This is a genomic window from Paenibacillus litoralis, from assembly GCF_046244365.1.
Classification (GTDB): domain Bacteria; phylum Bacillota; class Bacilli; order Paenibacillales; family NBRC-103111; genus Paenibacillus_V.
This window is the reverse complement of sequence record NZ_CP176395.1, coordinates 2,235,748-2,250,307: the sequence shown is the minus strand read 5'-3', so window position 1 is coordinate 2,250,307 and position 14,560 is coordinate 2,235,748. Positions and strand designations below refer to the sequence as shown.

Here is a 14,560-nt window from a genome sequence, read left to right as displayed (position 1 = left end):
AGTAAATCGCAGCGGTAGATTCAGACGCCGTGCCCCTCCACTTGATGCCTTATCAAAGATGCTTTTTCAATCGCTCCGTCCGCGCGGGACGAACCCTCAGGGGTTCTCCCTGCCCTAGGTACCACCAAATAAAAAAAGCAGCCCTATTGGCTGCTTGATGTTTTTATTTGGTGGAGCCTAGGGGGATCGAACCCCTGACCTCATCGCTGCCAGCGATGCGCTCTCCCAGCTGAGCTAAGGCCCCTCTTGTAGTGACAAAATCGATAATAACACGGAGACAGACTAGCTGTCAACACTAAGTTTCAATTTGATTCAAGGGTCTATCCGCCCCTACAAATCCGAGCCGTCTTGATGCTTCACCAGCATCTGCGTGAGCTCGCGCATGAACATGTTGATGTCCTTGAATTGCCGGTAAACGGAAGCGAAACGGACGTAAGCGACTTCATCGACCGGGTACAGCTGCTCCATGACGATTTCGCCGATTTCACGGCTCTCGACTTCGGAATTGGCCGTATTGCGAAGCTGGCGTTCCACCTCCGAGACGATCGATTCCAGCCTCTCCATGGAAACCGGACGCTTCTCGCAGGCACGAATCAAGCCGCGGAGCATCTTCTCCCGGCTGAATTCCTCGCGGCTGCCGCCCTTCTTGATGACGATCAGCGGCGTCTCCTCAATCGTTTCGAATGTCGTGAACCGTTTCCCGCACTGCTCGCACTCCCTGCGGCGGCGAATCGATTTGTTCTCATTGGCTGAACGCGAGTCCAGCACCTTCGTCCCGGAGTAGTCGCAGAACGGGCATTTCATCAGGATCTCTCCTCGTTGTAAGTGTGATGGTTCGCAGCATCGGAATATCGACTTTACCAATGGTTACCTGTTATGAACCTTCCGAAACCGAGCATAATAGGATTACCAACCGACAAGGAGGTGAACAGACATGGCAGGAGGACAATCCCGCAGCAGCAACTCCCTGGTCGTTCCTCAAGCAAACGCAGCTCTCGACCAGCTGAAGTACGAGGTGGCACAAGAATTGGGTATTGCGATTCCGCAAGACGGTTACTACGGTAACATGGCTACCCGCGACACTGGCGCAATCGGTGGCTACATTACTCGCCGTCTGGTGCAAATCGCAGAACAACAACTCGCAGGAAAATAATGCTCTCTAAACAGAGCAGGAAGTGTTGGACAGCTCCCTAAGAGCTTGTCCAACGCTTCTTTTTGTTTATATGGCGTTATCGTCGTCCGCATAGATATTCATGTATTTCTTATAATAATACCATACCCTGTCCACATAGCCACGCGTTTCCCAAAAAGGAATCTGTGCGCTATGCGAAAGCTCGCCGTCCCATGTGCCGTTCTGCAGCCACTTGGTTACATTGCCGGGACCTGCATTGTAGGCTGCAATAACTTGCGGCAACTTGTCCTTGAATTGGCGGCTGAGCAAATCCAGATATTTGGTCCCGACTTCGATGTTCTTATAAGGATCGTCGAGATCCGCAAGAGAGAAGGACCGGAAGCCTTCCCGCTCGAACAGCCATTCCGCCGTGTCCGGCATGATCTGCATAATGCCGACGGCGCCTTTCTTGGAGCGGGGCTCCGCTTTATAATTCGATTCGACGCGTATGATGGCGGCTACCAGCAGCGGATCGATTCCATGCTTTTTGGCGCTCGCTTCGATCCCGTCCCGGTAATGAATCGGATACATCATTTTGCCAAGCCAAGTGCTGTTGTAGAAAAGCAGCAGCAGAACGACGACCAACACGAGAGCAAACCATCGTTTTTTGCGCAAACGATTCATGAAAGCCCCTTCCCGCGCCAAAAGTCATCCACTTGACGTTCCGTGTCCTCCACGCTTCCCCTATTGTCGATGACGATATCGGCCAGCGATTTCTTTTGCTCGATCGGCATTTGAGCCGCCAGCCGCAGCTCCGCCTGCTCCAAGCTAAGTCCGTCACGCTCCATCAGACGCTGTACCTGAACGTCTCGCGGCACATAGACGACCATAATTTCGTCAAAATGTCCTTCAAGTCCGGATTCGAACATGAGCGGGACATCGACCGCAACCAGCTTGTCCGGCTGTTCCGCCTGCAGCGACGCCATTCGTCCGAACATCCGCTTCCTTATTTCGGGATGCAAAATCGCTTCGAGGTCCTTCCGCGCCGCTTTATCCTGAAAGACAATCTCGCCGAGCCGTTTCCGGTTCAGCGATCCGTCAGGGAGCAGCACGTCTTGCCCGAAGCGGGCTGCGACGGCGTCAAGCACAGGGCTTCCAGCCTCTACGACTTCGCGGGCCAACCGGTCCGCATCGATAAGAATCGCTCCGCGGCGCACGAGCATGTCGGCTACGGTGCTTTTGCCGCAGGCGATTCCACCTGTCAATCCAATATGCATCGAAGCCTTCTCTCCCCGTTCCCTACATTAACTTCATAATTCCCATCATGATTAAGATGCAACCCGGCAATATCGACAACCGCCTTACCCAATGCAGATCGGCGTATAGGAAACCGATACGCAAGCCGAGCCACAGAAAGGTTCCGCTTGCAGCTGCGATGATCGTAGCCGTAAGCCACGGCGTTAAGCCGATAAGCGCTGCTCCGATGCCCGCGCCGAAGGCGTCAAGGGAAAGCGCAACCCCGAGCAGCATCGCTTCCGAAGCCGAAATGTTTCCGGACCGGTCAACATCGGCGACGGACGGCGTTTTTAATATTTGAATGACCAGGCCAAGCCGTTTCAATTCGATCGAAACAAGTTTTTTGAACTCCCCTGCCTTCTCGGCGACCCGTTCTGGCAGTTCCTTCGGCTCTTCCGCTTCCTGATCCTTTTGCATGAACATTTGGAATAAAGCCCATATCCCGATTCCGATCAAAATGACCGCTCCGATCGCTGATGCCAGTCGGGGCGAAAACAAGTTCGCAACCACCAAACCGATATGCATCGAAACGAAAATGACCGTTCCCGACAACAGCGAGATAATCATAAGCGACAGAGCAGGCATTTTGATTTTGCGGAGCCCGTACATGGCTCCTACGCCAAAGCCGTCAAGGCTAACGGCAAACGCGAGAATCAACAGCGATACGACCGGCAGCATTGTCCGTTCCTCCCCTACGGGTGCGGCATCGCCGCAAACCCGCCCTCCTAACTTATGCGCGGAGCCGAGCTTCCATATCCGTCTGGGCGCATTCGTCTCTCTAACATATGGAGGGTGCCGTAGAAGAGTGCATGGTTACAACTTAACCTGAAACCGCACGCTTTGACTGCCTGGTTTTGGCCTTTAGAGGCTGGCATTTCGGACAAAAATGCGTCCCGCGTCCGCCTAGCACCGTTTTCTCGATCAGATGGCCGCATTGCTCGCATGGTTTGCCCTTGCGCCCGTAAGCTTTAAGCTGCTGCTGGAACATGCCCATTTCTCCCTGGCCGTTCACATACGATTTGATGGAGGAGCCTCCGGCATCGACAGCCTCCTGCAGCGTCCGTACAATCGACTCGAACAAGCGGTCGGTCTCGGCGCGGCTAAGCTTGTCCGCTTCCCGCTCCGGATGAATGCCGGCGGCATGCAGCGCTTCGTCTACATAAATATTGCCCAAGCCGACGATATACTCCTGATTGAGGAGCAGCGGCTTGATCTTGGTCGTCCGTCCCGCAATCGTCTTGCGAAACGCTTCCTTCGTGAAACCCGCATCTAGCGGTTCTATTCCAAGCTTATGCAGAGGCGGCAGAAGGAATTCCTCGCCAGTCCCAAACAGATGCATCGTGCCGAATTGTCTGACGTCCTTGTAACGCAGCTCCGTGCCGTCCGTAAAATGAAACACGACATGCGTATGCTTTTCGACCGGCTCGTCCTTCCCGTAAACGCCGTAACGGCCTTCCATCCGCAAATGCGAAACGAGCACTTGGTCGTCCAGCAAAATGCGCAAAAATTTCCCGCGCCGCTCGACGGTTTGAATCGTTTGCCCTTGCAAAAGTGCCGCGAAATGCTCCGGTTCCTCAGGACGCTGAATAATGCGCCGCAAATGAACGGAGACGCTTTCGATCGTTTTTCCGGCTACCAGCTCATTGAGCGTTCGTCTAACCGTTTCTACCTCCGGTAATTCCGGCATTGCCTTCACCTCTTGCATACCGCCCCAAGAATTTATTCATGCGGACGGCGTTATTCTTAAGCGATTCCTGCCGGATGACAGGAACGTTCATCTATGCATCTTACAGGAACTCGTCCTCAAGCGCCAGCATGACAGGCCCCTCATAAGCCGGCCAATTGTTTCCTGCCGTACGCTATTTCGCCTCGTACCAATTGATGCCGTCATTGACATCGACTTTCAACGGAACATCGAGCTTCAGCGCGCTCTCCATGACCTCGGGAACGAGCTTGCGCATCGTCTCGAGTTCTTCCTCCGGCACTTCGAATACAAGTTCGTCATGTACCTGAAGCAGCATGCGGCTGCGAAGACCGGCTTCGCGCATGCGCTCGGCCATCTGCACCATAGCCAGCTTGATAATATCCGCGGCGGTGCCTTGAATCGGCGAGTTCATCGCCGTCCGTTCCGCGAAGGAGCGGAGATTGAAGTTCGATGCCCCAATTTCGGGCAAATACCGGCGGCGCTGCAGGAGCGTCGTCACGTAGCCGTCCATGCGCGCTTTCAGCACGATATCGTCCATATATTTGCGAACGCCCTTAAACACGGCAAAATATTGCTCGATAAACCTGGCGGCTTCTCCGCGCGTAATATCCAGGTTTTGCGACAAGCCGTAATCGCTGATACCGTACACGATGCCAAAGTTGACAGCCTTTGCCTGACGCCGCATATTCGCATCCACATCGGATTGAGCGACGCCGAACACGTCCATCGCCGTTTTGGTATGGATATCCATGTCGTGCAGGAACGCCTCGATCAGCTTCTCGTCCTGCGATATATGCGCAAGCACGCGGAGCTCGATCTGCGAGTAGTCGGCCGCCAGCATAAACCAGCCGGGTTCGGACGGCACGAATACTTTACGGATTTTGCGGCCTTCTTCAAGCCGGATCGGAATGTTCTGCAGGTTCGGGTATTGGCTGCTCAGCCGCCCCGTCGCCGCAATCGTCTGCTTATAATACGTATGAATATGGCCGGTCTGCTCGCGAACTTCCTTCAGCAGTCCTTCCACGTATGTCGATTGGAGTTTGGCCAACTGCCGGTACTGCAAAATATGCGTAACGATCTCGTGCTTGGACGCCAGCCACTCCAGCACCTCGGCGTCGGTGGAATAGCCGGTTTTCGTCTTTTTGTAGACGGGAAGACCCAGCTTCTCGAACAAAATTTCACCAAGCTGCTTAGGGGAGCCGATGTTAAACTCGGTGCCCGCCAAATTGTAGATGGTCGTCATCAGCTTGTCGATTTGTACGCTGAGCTCGGCGCCGAGCTGCTTCAGCTCGTCCTTGTTAACGCGGATGCCTTTCAGCTCCATGCCGGCAAGCACGGTAGACAACGGCAGCTCCAGCTCGAAGAAGAGCGACCTCATCTCCTTCTCGTCCAGCTCCCGGCGAAGCACCTTCGCCAACCTGCTGATCGCAAGCGCTTTGCGGCACAAATGCTCGCCGGTTGTAGCCGTATCGGGCACCCGGAACTTCGCGCCCTTGCCGAACACCGCTTCGTCTTCTTTGACCGGAGGCTGGCCGTATTTAAAGGTAAGTGCGCTCAGCGTGTGGCTCGCTTCGGTCGGATCGAGCAAATAAGCCGCAAGCAGCACGTCAAAATCGCATCCCGCAAGCTTGATCCCTTTCCAGGCAAGGGCGGCTTCCGCGCGGTGCAGATCGTAGAGCGTTTTCGGCTTCCCTGCGTCGCTCAGCCAATCGGTCACAGGCTTGGCCGCATCCGATCCAAACAGACCGAAAGGCACGTAATACACCATATCCGGCGTGTGGAAAGCAGCGCCCAGCACGTCCGACATATGCGGATTGTCGCCGATCACCTCGACGTTCACCGCATCCACTTCGTTCAGCTTTCGGGAGAAAGCGGACAAGCTTTCCTCGTTCACGATCTCGAAGCCGAACGTCTCCTCCTGCTCTTTCTCGCCTTCGCTGTCGCCGCCGGAGAAATCCATTTTGTCCAGCAGCGACTTGAACTCCAGCTTGCGGAACATGGAGGCGAGCGCTTGTCCTTCATAACCGCCGTAAGCAAGCGCCGTCCACTCGGACTCCATAGGCACTTCGCGATATATAGTCGCAAGCTCCTTGCTCATCCTCGCGTCGGCGGCATGCGCCTCGACCTTCTCGCGCATTTTGCCGGCGATTTCGGACGTATGCTCGAGCACACCTTCCACCGAGCCGAACTGGTGCAGCAGCTTGAGCGCCGTTTTCTCGCCTACGCCCGGAATACCGGGGATGTTGTCGGACGCATCGCCCATCAGTCCCTTTAAATCGATGATTTGCTTCGGCTCGAGACCGTATTTTTCTTGAATCGCCGGCGGATCGTACAGGTCGACCTCGCTGATGCCTTTGCGCGTGAGCGCGATCGTTACCCGGTCCGATGCCAGCTGGAGCATATCTTTATCGCCTGAAACGACGATAACCTTCATGTCGTCGCGCTCGTCCGCCACTCGCGTCAGCGTGCCGATAATATCGTCGGCCTCATAACCGGCCAGCTCAAATTGCGAAATGCCGAAAGCCTTAATCAGATCCTTGAGCACGGGAAACTGCTCGGATAGCTCCGAAGGCGTTTTTTCGCGCCCGCCTTTATATTCCGCGTATCCTTTATGTCGAAACGTTTGTTTGCCTGCGTCGAAAGCCACTAGAAAATGGGTCGGCTTCTGTTCTTCGATCAGCTTCAGAAGCATCGTCGTAAATCCGTAAACCGCATTGGTATGCAGCCCCTGCGAATTACTCAAAAGCGGCAGCGCAAAAAAAGCGCGATATGCAATGCTGTTTCCGTCTATGACAATCAGCTTGCTCATAGTCCACCTCTTTCCAATAGGTTCTCAGGGAATTTCGTTCATTACCTTTCATCATAGCATAGGAGTGCGCCCGGTTGAAACCTGAGCCCTTCAAAAAAGCAAGATCGGTCCGGGATTCGCTTCCGTTTGCGCGAGACGTGTCCCTTCTTTACGAAAATTGCTTCCCCGTCTTATCCGAGGCAATAAAAAAGCCCCCTTGCGCATACATATGAAGAAGGCGAATTCCCCCTTTCTCCAGCACTCCAAATCGACTCCTTTCCGTAACGGGCATGCGAACGTCAACTGCCGTTCAATCGCTTCGCCGCCGCCGATATTCAGGAAATTACCCGAGGTGAGGGTTATGAAACGGTTTTTCGCTCCCGAGCAAACCAAAGTCATTTTTTTCGATATGAACCATACGTTAATCGATCCGCACCAGTCGTTCTACGACAGTTTTCTCGACGTGCTGGGCGAATATACCGGCCGCTGGTCGGGCGACGGCGAGTGGACGCAGCAGGGCATCGTCGAGCGGTATTGGGACGAATGGCGGAAGAAGATCACGCAAAAACGGATGAATGCCGTCAATCGCGATAAAATTCGGCTGGCCTGCTTGAAAATCGCGCTCGACCCGCTTCCTTTTACATTGAATGAAGCGTTCCTGCGCACCTTCCTCAACCGGATCAAGGACAAACAAACGCGTACGCCCACCCTTGTACCCGGAGCGCGGGATACGCTTGAGCAGCTGGCGGCCACCTACAAGCTAGCCATCATAAGCAACGGCAATAAAGAGAAAGTCGAATCGCAGCTGCACATTCTCGAATTGAGCAGCCTTATTCCGAACGAGCGCGTATTCGCGACCTTAAAAGGAGGCGTTCGCAAGCCGAACCCCGCTTTGTTCAAGCAGGCGCTTCAAGGGGTTGGCATCGCCCCGTCGCAAGGCGTCATGGTGGGCAATTCGTGGAAGAATGACGTGCTCGGAGCTGTCGGCGCGGGGCTTGACGCCGTCTGGCTCCATCCCGGCCACAGCAAAAAAAGCTCCCAGCGCAAGCTTAGGAACCGGAAAGTCATCATCGTACGCAAAATCGATATTTTGCTGAATGTATTTTAACGCGAACCGCCGGTTCGCGTTTTTTTTGCGGCGCCGACGCGCGGCACCTGGTGCTGGGCGCCGTGGCGCTGGCGCGGAGTGCCGTGGCACCTGGTGCTGGTGCGGAGCGCCGTCGCACCTGGTGCGGGGCGCCGTGGCACCTGGCGCGGAGTGCCGTCGCACTGGCGCGGGGCACGGAGCCACAGGCATGGCTCGCAGGGTGACGAGCGTGGAGCAAGCTAACTGGAAAACCTGTAGTTATTTTCTCCATTTTGACCAAACTAACCACCATTAACTGGATTTCCTCCAGTTGTTTTTGCCATTTTATCTCAAAAAGCATAGTAGAGCCAAAAACAGCTGTAACTTTTCCAGTTAGTTTTTCCTCCACTCGCTTCAGTCGATTTTAACTGCATGTTTTCCATTTCGCCACTCGTTCCCGTGCTGTGTGGTCGACTGCCAACACGTGTCACCACACCGCGCGCTGGGAGCTGCGTGCGGTGCAGAGCTATGTAGGTTTTCATCAGCACACTTTGAGCCGATAGTATTACGTCGCCTCTTGACCAACAGTAACCTCAGACCATCTAATTACCTCCGCCCGCTTCACAAACAGCAGCCTCGGTCCTTCCATTTAGTTTTTTATCATTTAGCTTAGCTATTTTCTCCTATTAGTTACGCCGGCGCGTCAAAGGATCATCATTCGTCCGCACACTGCGGCAAATATTCGTTAGTTCGTTTGAGAAACATGCGGATAAAAAGATGTCAACGGTATGATAAGTCTTAATCTCTAACAGCAATAGTGACGCCATCTCCAGCCTCCCCGCCGGCCGCATTTCCGCTATGCCGACAAGCAGCCGCAGCAGTGCAGCCGCAAAAAAAAGAGCAAGAACCGTCCGGCCGGACGGTTCTTGCTCCTTCTATATTAGTGTCCCATCATCATGGACACGTCAGGCTTCTCCGCCGTTTGCGGCTGCTGCTTCGGCCTGCGAAGCAGCAGTGCGACGGCCGCGCCGAAGATCGCAATGCCGGTGAGAATGAAGAACGTATCGCCGTAGGACGACGACATGACGGCCAACGGATCCGCCGGATTTTCGCCCATATAGTGCTCTACGCGGGAGGTTAGCATCGTAGCCAGACCCGCCACCGCGAACGAGCTCATAACTTGTTGAGCCGCTGCGGTCAAAGACGTTACGCGGCTAACCAGCTCGGGCGGTGCCGACTGAATGATGTGTGTGTTCAACGGCATCATCGAGAGGCCCATTCCCGCTCCGATCATGGCGAGCGGAAGCATCAGCATGGTCAGGCTCGTATCCGTCGTAATCGTCGACAAGACGTAAGCTGCGACAGTAATCAGCGACAAGCCTGTAATGACGACCGGTCTTGCGCCCAGCTTGTCGTACAAGCGTCCGCCGATCGGCATAAACACGCCCGCGGCAATCGCCTGCGGCAGCATAATTAAGCCGGTTTCGAAGGCCGTGTAGCCCTTGGCTTGCTGCAGGAATAGCGGAACCATGAAGATCGTACCGAACAACGCAATCTGCGATACCCATTGTACGACGATACCGCGCGTAAAGTTGCCGGATTTGAACACGCGAAGCTCCAAAAGCGGCTGTGTGCGGCGCAGCTCAACAATGATGAACACGATAAGCGCGATACCGCCGATAAGGAGGCCGGTTATCGTTTTGGCCGAAGTCCAGCTTGTGCCTCCTTCGCTGACGCCGTATGCCAAAGCGGCGAACGCGATCGGAGCGAATAGCATACCGAGGAAGTCCAGAGCCGGTACGGATTGCCGATCCAGCTTCGGCAGCGTGCGAAGGCCGACGATAACGGCAACAACGCCGATCGGGAGGTTAATCAAGAAAATCCAGTGCCAGGTAACGTAATCGACGAGCCAGCCTGCGACAACCGGTCCAAGCGCCGGTGCAAGCAGCATCGGAATCCCGATCATGCCCATAACCGCTCCGACTTTCCCCGGAGGGCTGAGCCGATACGTAAACGCCATTGCGATCGGAGCGACCATACCGCCGCCCAAGCCTTGAATGATCCGGTAAGCGATCAGTTCGCTGGCATTCGTAGCCAGTGCGCAGAGCCCGGATCCGAGCGTAAACAGCACGACGGAAAGCAAAAAGATTCGTTTCGCCCCGAAACGGTCGGACAGCCATCCCGCCAGCGGAATAACGGCCGATTGAGCCAGCGCGTATCCCGTTACGGTCCACTGCACGACGCCGATCGTGCTTTCGAAATCCTTAACCAGATTCGGCATCGCGACATTCATCGCCGTACCGTCCAAAATTACCATGAACATCCCGACGATAATGGCGACAAGCGGCGCGATGATTTGCTTCATCGACAATGGCTGCTGCAAGGCCGCGCCCGTTTTTGTTGCTTGTGAAGACATATGATTTCTCTCCTCCTGTCTCTCTATCCGACCAAAATCCCGTGAACACCGCAAACACGAATTGACCATCTCTCTCCGAAGCGATAAGATATAACATGTTCGAAGTCAAAAGGTAATGCCGCACATTCACCGGACAATTGTCCGCATCTCTGAATGATAGCGGACAATTGTCCGGTTGTCAATGAATGGAGTTGTGAAATTAATGTCTATTGACGATAAACGTAAAGATGCCCAGCAGCTTAGCGGGATGATTCTCAACACCGCCCGATCGTTATTCGAAGAACATGGCGTAGAAGCCGTCAGTATGCATCAGGTCGCGAAGTCCGCAGGCATCGGCCAAGGCACCCTATATCGCCGTTACGCCAATAAAGGCGATCTATGTCTCGACTTGATGAAGGACCGGTTCCGGTATTTATCCGAGGAATGGACGTCCTATCTCGAGCGGCATAAAGACGTGCCGGTCGCCGAACAGCTCCGCGCCATCATGAGCATGCTCATTCGTTTTGTCGAAAAGGATGCCGATTGGATCGCGACCATTCAATCGTCCAGCTCCTGCTCCTCGGACCGCTTGAATTTTTTCGAGTCGCCGCCCTACGTTTACATGTTTAAGACTCTGTGCTCGCTATTCGACGAAGCCGCGGAAAGCGGAGAGTCGTCTCATGTGGAGTCTCCGTTCGTCGCTCATATGTTCATCTCTTGCCTGTCTCCCGTTGTCCATCTGCATTTGCGTAAGGTTTGCGGCTATACAACCGAGCAAATCGCAGAACATTTCTGCACCTCTTTCATCGACCCTTTATTTAAGCGGACAAGCTGAACGGGTTCGGCTGTTTCCCCGCAAATACAGACGGCATGCCTCGGATCCGCTCCGGTGCATGCCGTTTGTCTTTACATAGGATCGTGAAAATAATGAAAGCTGTAAACGCTGCCTTCAAGCGCCTTCGATTTCTTCTTGAGCGTCGCGGCCATGCTTGATACATCCTCGAGCGTCACGTTGCTGCTCGAACAGTCGATGACGACCAGCGAAAGCGATAGGGTCACGCCCGAGCTTGCTACCCGGTTGCCTCCGCGATCAAGCACGCATATGATATCTCCCTCGTACATCGTCTGCACGCCTTGATCGAACCGTCTGATGATCTCCCGGCACAGTTTCTCCGGATCTGCAGACGCGGATATGGCAATAAAATCGTCTCCGCCGATATGCCCGACAAAATCCAGAGGATGCCCGCATACGCTGACCGTGTGCTGAATGACGTCGGCCGTGTATTGGATCAGCTGGTCGCCCTTCTGAAACCCGTACGTATCGTTGAACCACTTGAAGTAATCGAGATCCGCATAAATGACGCAAAACGGCTTGGCCGCCGTCAGCCTTCTGCTGAGCTCGCTATGGATCGGCGTATTTCCGGGCAGACCGGTAAGCGGATTCGAGAACCGCGCCGATTCCATGCGGACATTCGTTATGTATTCGAGTATGGAGCGTATCGAAGCCACTCCGGCCATCTTCCCGTGACGCGTTATGATGACCAGATCGTACAGCTTGTTTTTCTCCCGGGACATCGCCATTTGCGACACTTCCTCAACGGGCAGCGTCTCATCCACGATGAGCGGTATGGCGTCCATGACATAATCGATCGTTTTGCGCCAAAAGAGCGAAAAGCCGTATTGTCCCGCAAGCTGCTGGAACAGTCTGTCCCGATTGACCAATCCTACCGGCACATCTCCGTCCACCACGACCGCTCCGGCAGCCGTTTCGGTCTCGTTGAAATACCGTGCAGCTTCGGAGATCAGCACGTTTTTCTGAAATTGCTGAATCGGCGCAGCCAAATGACCGATCGTCCACATGGCGTTGTTCGGATACCTCATGCGGTGCTCGTCGATGCCTGCTATCAGCTTCTCGTCAATCGGACCCGGACCTGCGGCGGGTCTGCCGATCAAATATCCCTGAGCGTAATGAACCCCCATCCGGGTCAGCTTCAGCAGCTCTTCAAGCTCCTCGATTCCTTCGGCAATCAAATAAATGTTCATTTTTTGCGCGAACGTTACGAACGTTTCGACGATATATTCTTTAATTTTATCTCGATGGATACCCGAAATGAGAGAACGGTCGATCTTGATGAAATCGGGATGCAGCTCGGCGATCGCCTGAAGGGAAGAGTAACCGGCGCCCGCGTCGTCGATGGCGATCTTGTAGCCTTGGCTGCGGTAATGGCCAAGCACCTTTTTGGCCAGCGAAAAGTCCTCGATCGAGCTGCGCTCGGTAATCTCGAAGACGACGTTATTCGGTGTGAGTCCGTGCTGCTGAAGCAGCTCAAGCGTTTGGCCCGGCATGAAATGGGTATCGACGATGATTTCGGAGGAAACATTAAGGAACAGCATCTGCTTGTTATGCTGAAGCTTCACGCCGCGGATCGCTTTCTCGCGGGCTACCCGCTCAAGGGGATACAACTGGCCGACGGTCTTGGCATATTCGAACAGCGTAACCGGGGAACCGAAGGTGCTGTCGGCCGGCCCCCGCGTCAACGCTTCAAAGCCGAATACGTTTCCGTCGATCAAAGACAGAATCGGCTGGTAAACGGAATGGAGCCTCTGCTCTCGGATGATACTTGTAAATTCGGGCAGACGGACATCCTGGATGCCGGCTGCCCCAATCGATTCGCGGTATACACTGTTGCTCATGCTGATCCCTGCCCCAAGCGGAACCTATCCGCCGATTAGACGTTCAGATCTTTCCGTTTGCCTGCGACCATATAGATGACCCCTTCGCCGATGTTCGTCGTATGGTCGGCAACGCGCTCCAAATAATGCGCAACCATCAGCAGATGCGTCAATTGGCGGTTCGTCGCAATGTCCATGCCCATCAGTTCGGTCAAATGCTGGACGACGGTGCTGTAAATTTTATCGACCTCGTCATCCTTGTCGGCAAGCGATGCCGCCCGGTTCACGTTCCGTTCCGTATAGGCCAGCAAGCTGTCTCGCAGCATCGTTTGGGCGATGGAAGCCATGAGCGGAATGTCGATAAGCGGCTTGACGAGCTTCTCTCCGTTCAAACGAATGGCAATCTTCGCGATATCGACGGCATGGTCCGCGATCCGTTCCAGGTCGACGGCGATTTTCAGCGCCATCCCGATCGTCCGCAGATCGCTGGCCATCGGCTGCTGGAGGGCGATCAGACTGAAGCATTTTTCCTCGATACGCAGCATTTGATCGTCGATCTCATCGTCGCGCGCAACCGTTGCTCTCGCCATCGGTTCATCCAATAGCCGAAGCGCTTCGACCGCATCGCGTATTTGGATTTCGACGTCGCTTCCCATTTTTAGAAGCGCCGTTTGCAATCCTTGCAGCGCCTGATGGTAATTCGCTCTGGTGTCCATTCCTCAAGCTCCTTTGTCCATGAATAGTGGTTGAAAATGATGCTCTTCCGCTTAACCGAAACGCCCGGTAATGTAATCCTCCGTCCGTTGATCGTTCGGCGTGGTAAAAATTTTGTCCGTCTTGTCCGATTCCACGAGAAAACCGTTCAGGAAGAACGACGTGTAGTCCGAAATACGCGCCGCTTGCTGCATGTTATGCGTCACGATAATGATCGTGTAGCGGTCCTTCAACGTTTGCGTCAGTTCTTCGACCTTCAGCGTCGAGATCGGATCGAGCGCGGAGGTCGGTTCATCCATGAGCAGCACATCCGGCTCGACCGCAAGCAATCTTGCGATGCATAGCCGCTGCTGCTGGCCCCCCGACAGGCCGAGCGCCGACTTGTTAAGCCGGTCCTTTACCTCTTCCCATAGAGCCGCCTGCACCAGCGAGCGTTCGACGATTTCGTCGAGGACCGCTTTTTTCTTGATGCCGTGGATACGCGGTCCGTAAGCGATGTTGTCGTAAATCGACATCGGGAACGGATTCGGGCGCTGGAACACCATGCCTACCCGCTTGCGCAGCGAAACCACGTCCGTTTCAGGAGCGTAAATGCTTTGGCCGTCGACGACGACGTTCCCGGTAATTTTTACGTTGTCGATCAAGTCGTTCATCCGGTTCAGCGTCCGCAGGAACGTCGATTTGCCGCAGCCCGACGGTCCGATGAGCGCCGCGATCGAGTTTTCCCGAATGTTTAGTTTGATATCGTGCAGCGCCCGGTTATCGCCGTAGTACAAGTTCAAGTTGTCGACTTTGATTTTATGTTTTTCCAC

At 54.5% G+C, this 14,560-nt stretch carries 13 protein-coding genes and 1 tRNA gene; 3 read left to right on the top strand and 11 right to left on the bottom strand.

The features are described 5' to 3' along the window. Nucleotides 1–168: 168 nt before the first annotated feature. Nucleotides 169–244, bottom strand: a tRNA-Ala gene (locus ACKGJP_RS09145). A gap of 86 nt (nucleotides 245–330) precedes the next feature. Beyond that, nucleotides 331–804, bottom strand: a complete 474-nt coding sequence (gene nrdR, locus ACKGJP_RS09140) for a transcriptional regulator NrdR (protein WP_409345352.1) — start codon at nucleotides 802–804, stop codon at nucleotides 331–333. A gap of 130 nt (nucleotides 805–934) precedes the next feature. Here nrdR and ACKGJP_RS09135 point away from each other — a divergent pair, with 130 nt between their 5' ends. Continuing rightward, nucleotides 935–1,153 carry a small, acid-soluble spore protein, alpha/beta type gene (locus ACKGJP_RS09135; RefSeq protein WP_409345351.1) on the top strand — a complete coding sequence of 73 codons (219 nt, stop codon included), beginning with the start codon at nucleotides 935–937 and terminating at the stop codon, nucleotides 1,151–1,153. A 66-nt stretch (nucleotides 1,154–1,219) separates the two neighbouring features. Here ACKGJP_RS09135 and ACKGJP_RS09130 read toward each other — a convergent pair whose 3' ends face one another. The 5 genes from ACKGJP_RS09130 to polA all read right to left on the bottom strand — a co-directional run bounded on the left by ACKGJP_RS09130 (nucleotide 1,220) and on the right by polA (nucleotide 6,921). Then, nucleotides 1,220–1,795 (bottom strand): lytic transglycosylase domain-containing protein, encoded by a 576-nt coding sequence (locus tag ACKGJP_RS09130; protein WP_409345350.1) that lies wholly within the window; start codon nucleotides 1,793–1,795, stop codon nucleotides 1,220–1,222. Continuing rightward, nucleotides 1,792–2,388, bottom strand: a complete 597-nt coding sequence (gene coaE, locus ACKGJP_RS09125) for a dephospho-CoA kinase (protein WP_409345349.1) — start codon at nucleotides 2,386–2,388, stop codon at nucleotides 1,792–1,794. The genes ACKGJP_RS09130 and coaE overlap by 4 nt, the downstream gene beginning before the upstream one ends. Nucleotides 2,389–2,410: 22 nt before the next feature. After that, nucleotides 2,411–3,085 (bottom strand): sporulation membrane protein YtaF, encoded by a 675-nt coding sequence (gene ytaF, locus ACKGJP_RS09120; RefSeq protein ID WP_409345348.1) that lies wholly within the window; start codon nucleotides 3,083–3,085, stop codon nucleotides 2,411–2,413. Nucleotides 3,086–3,227: 142 nt separating this feature from the next. Then, nucleotides 3,228–4,094: a DNA-formamidopyrimidine glycosylase gene (gene mutM, locus ACKGJP_RS09115; protein ID WP_409345347.1), complete on the bottom strand. Its 867-nt coding sequence runs from the start codon at nucleotides 4,092–4,094 to the stop codon at nucleotides 3,228–3,230. 172 nt (nucleotides 4,095–4,266) lie between these two features. Then, nucleotides 4,267–6,921, bottom strand: a complete 2,655-nt coding sequence (gene polA / locus ACKGJP_RS09110) for a DNA polymerase I (RefSeq protein WP_409345346.1) — start codon at nucleotides 6,919–6,921, stop codon at nucleotides 4,267–4,269. Between the two features lie 340 nt (nucleotides 6,922–7,261). Between polA and ACKGJP_RS09105 the strand changes: the two genes are divergently transcribed. Then, entirely contained in the window at nucleotides 7,262–8,008 is a 747-nt protein-coding gene (locus ACKGJP_RS09105) for an HAD family hydrolase (RefSeq protein ID WP_409345345.1), read from the top strand. An 898-nt stretch (nucleotides 8,009–8,906) separates the two neighbouring features. On the opposite strand, the gene ACKGJP_RS09100 is transcribed toward ACKGJP_RS09105, so the two are convergent. Then, nucleotides 8,907–10,382 carry a DHA2 family efflux MFS transporter permease subunit gene (locus tag ACKGJP_RS09100; protein ID WP_409345344.1) on the bottom strand — a complete coding sequence of 492 codons (1,476 nt, stop codon included), beginning with the start codon at nucleotides 10,380–10,382 and terminating at the stop codon, nucleotides 8,907–8,909. Nucleotides 10,383–10,584: 202 nt separating this feature from the next. Between ACKGJP_RS09100 and ACKGJP_RS09095 the strand changes: the two genes are divergently transcribed. After that, nucleotides 10,585–11,196, top strand: coding sequence for a TetR/AcrR family transcriptional regulator (locus tag ACKGJP_RS09095; RefSeq protein WP_409345343.1), 612 nt, complete (start codon nucleotides 10,585–10,587; stop codon nucleotides 11,194–11,196). Between the two features lie 71 nt (nucleotides 11,197–11,267). On the opposite strand, the gene ACKGJP_RS09090 is transcribed toward ACKGJP_RS09095, so the two are convergent. From ACKGJP_RS09090 to pstB, 3 genes are read right to left on the bottom strand one after another with little or no spacing between them, the layout of a single operon-like run. Beyond that, on the bottom strand, nucleotides 11,268–13,055 hold the full coding sequence (locus ACKGJP_RS09090) for a GGDEF domain-containing protein (RefSeq protein WP_409345342.1): 1,788 nt from the start codon (nucleotides 13,053–13,055) through the stop codon (nucleotides 11,268–11,270). 35 nt (nucleotides 13,056–13,090) lie between these two features. Further along, on the bottom strand, nucleotides 13,091–13,750 hold the full coding sequence (gene phoU / locus ACKGJP_RS09085) for a phosphate signaling complex protein PhoU (protein WP_409345341.1): 660 nt from the start codon (nucleotides 13,748–13,750) through the stop codon (nucleotides 13,091–13,093). A gap of 51 nt (nucleotides 13,751–13,801) precedes the next feature. Further along, nucleotides 13,802–14,560 carry a phosphate ABC transporter ATP-binding protein PstB gene (gene pstB, locus ACKGJP_RS09080; protein WP_409345340.1) on the bottom strand — a complete coding sequence of 253 codons (759 nt, stop codon included), beginning with the start codon at nucleotides 14,558–14,560 and terminating at the stop codon, nucleotides 13,802–13,804.

Bases quoted from the DNA above. Each gene is read 5' to 3' on its own strand.
- nrdR (WP_409345352.1), bottom strand. From the start codon at position 804: ATGAAATGCCCGTTCTGCGACTACTCCGGGACGAAGGTGCTGGACTCG.
- ACKGJP_RS09135 (WP_409345351.1), top strand. From the start codon at position 935: ATGGCAGGAGGACAATCCCGCAGCAGCAACTCCCTGGTCGTTCCTCAA.
- ACKGJP_RS09130 (WP_409345350.1), bottom strand. From the start codon at position 1,795: ATGAATCGTTTGCGCAAAAAACGATGGTTTGCTCTCGTGTTGGTCGTC.
- coaE (WP_409345349.1), bottom strand. From the start codon at position 2,388: ATGCATATTGGATTGACAGGTGGAATCGCCTGCGGCAAAAGCACCGTA.
- ytaF (WP_409345348.1), bottom strand. From the start codon at position 3,085: ATGCTGCCGGTCGTATCGCTGTTGATTCTCGCGTTTGCCGTTAGCCTT.
- mutM (WP_409345347.1), bottom strand. From the start codon at position 4,094: ATGCCGGAATTACCGGAGGTAGAAACGGTTAGACGAACGCTCAATGAG.
- polA (WP_409345346.1), bottom strand. From the start codon at position 6,921: ATGAGCAAGCTGATTGTCATAGACGGAAACAGCATTGCATATCGCGCT.
- ACKGJP_RS09105 (WP_409345345.1), top strand. From the start codon at position 7,262: ATGAAACGGTTTTTCGCTCCCGAGCAAACCAAAGTCATTTTTTTCGAT.
- ACKGJP_RS09100 (WP_409345344.1), bottom strand. From the start codon at position 10,382: ATGTCTTCACAAGCAACAAAAACGGGCGCGGCCTTGCAGCAGCCATTG.
- ACKGJP_RS09095 (WP_409345343.1), top strand. From the start codon at position 10,585: ATGTCTATTGACGATAAACGTAAAGATGCCCAGCAGCTTAGCGGGATG.
- ACKGJP_RS09090 (WP_409345342.1), bottom strand. From the start codon at position 13,055: ATGAGCAACAGTGTATACCGCGAATCGATTGGGGCAGCCGGCATCCAG.
- phoU (WP_409345341.1), bottom strand. From the start codon at position 13,750: ATGGACACCAGAGCGAATTACCATCAGGCGCTGCAAGGATTGCAAACG.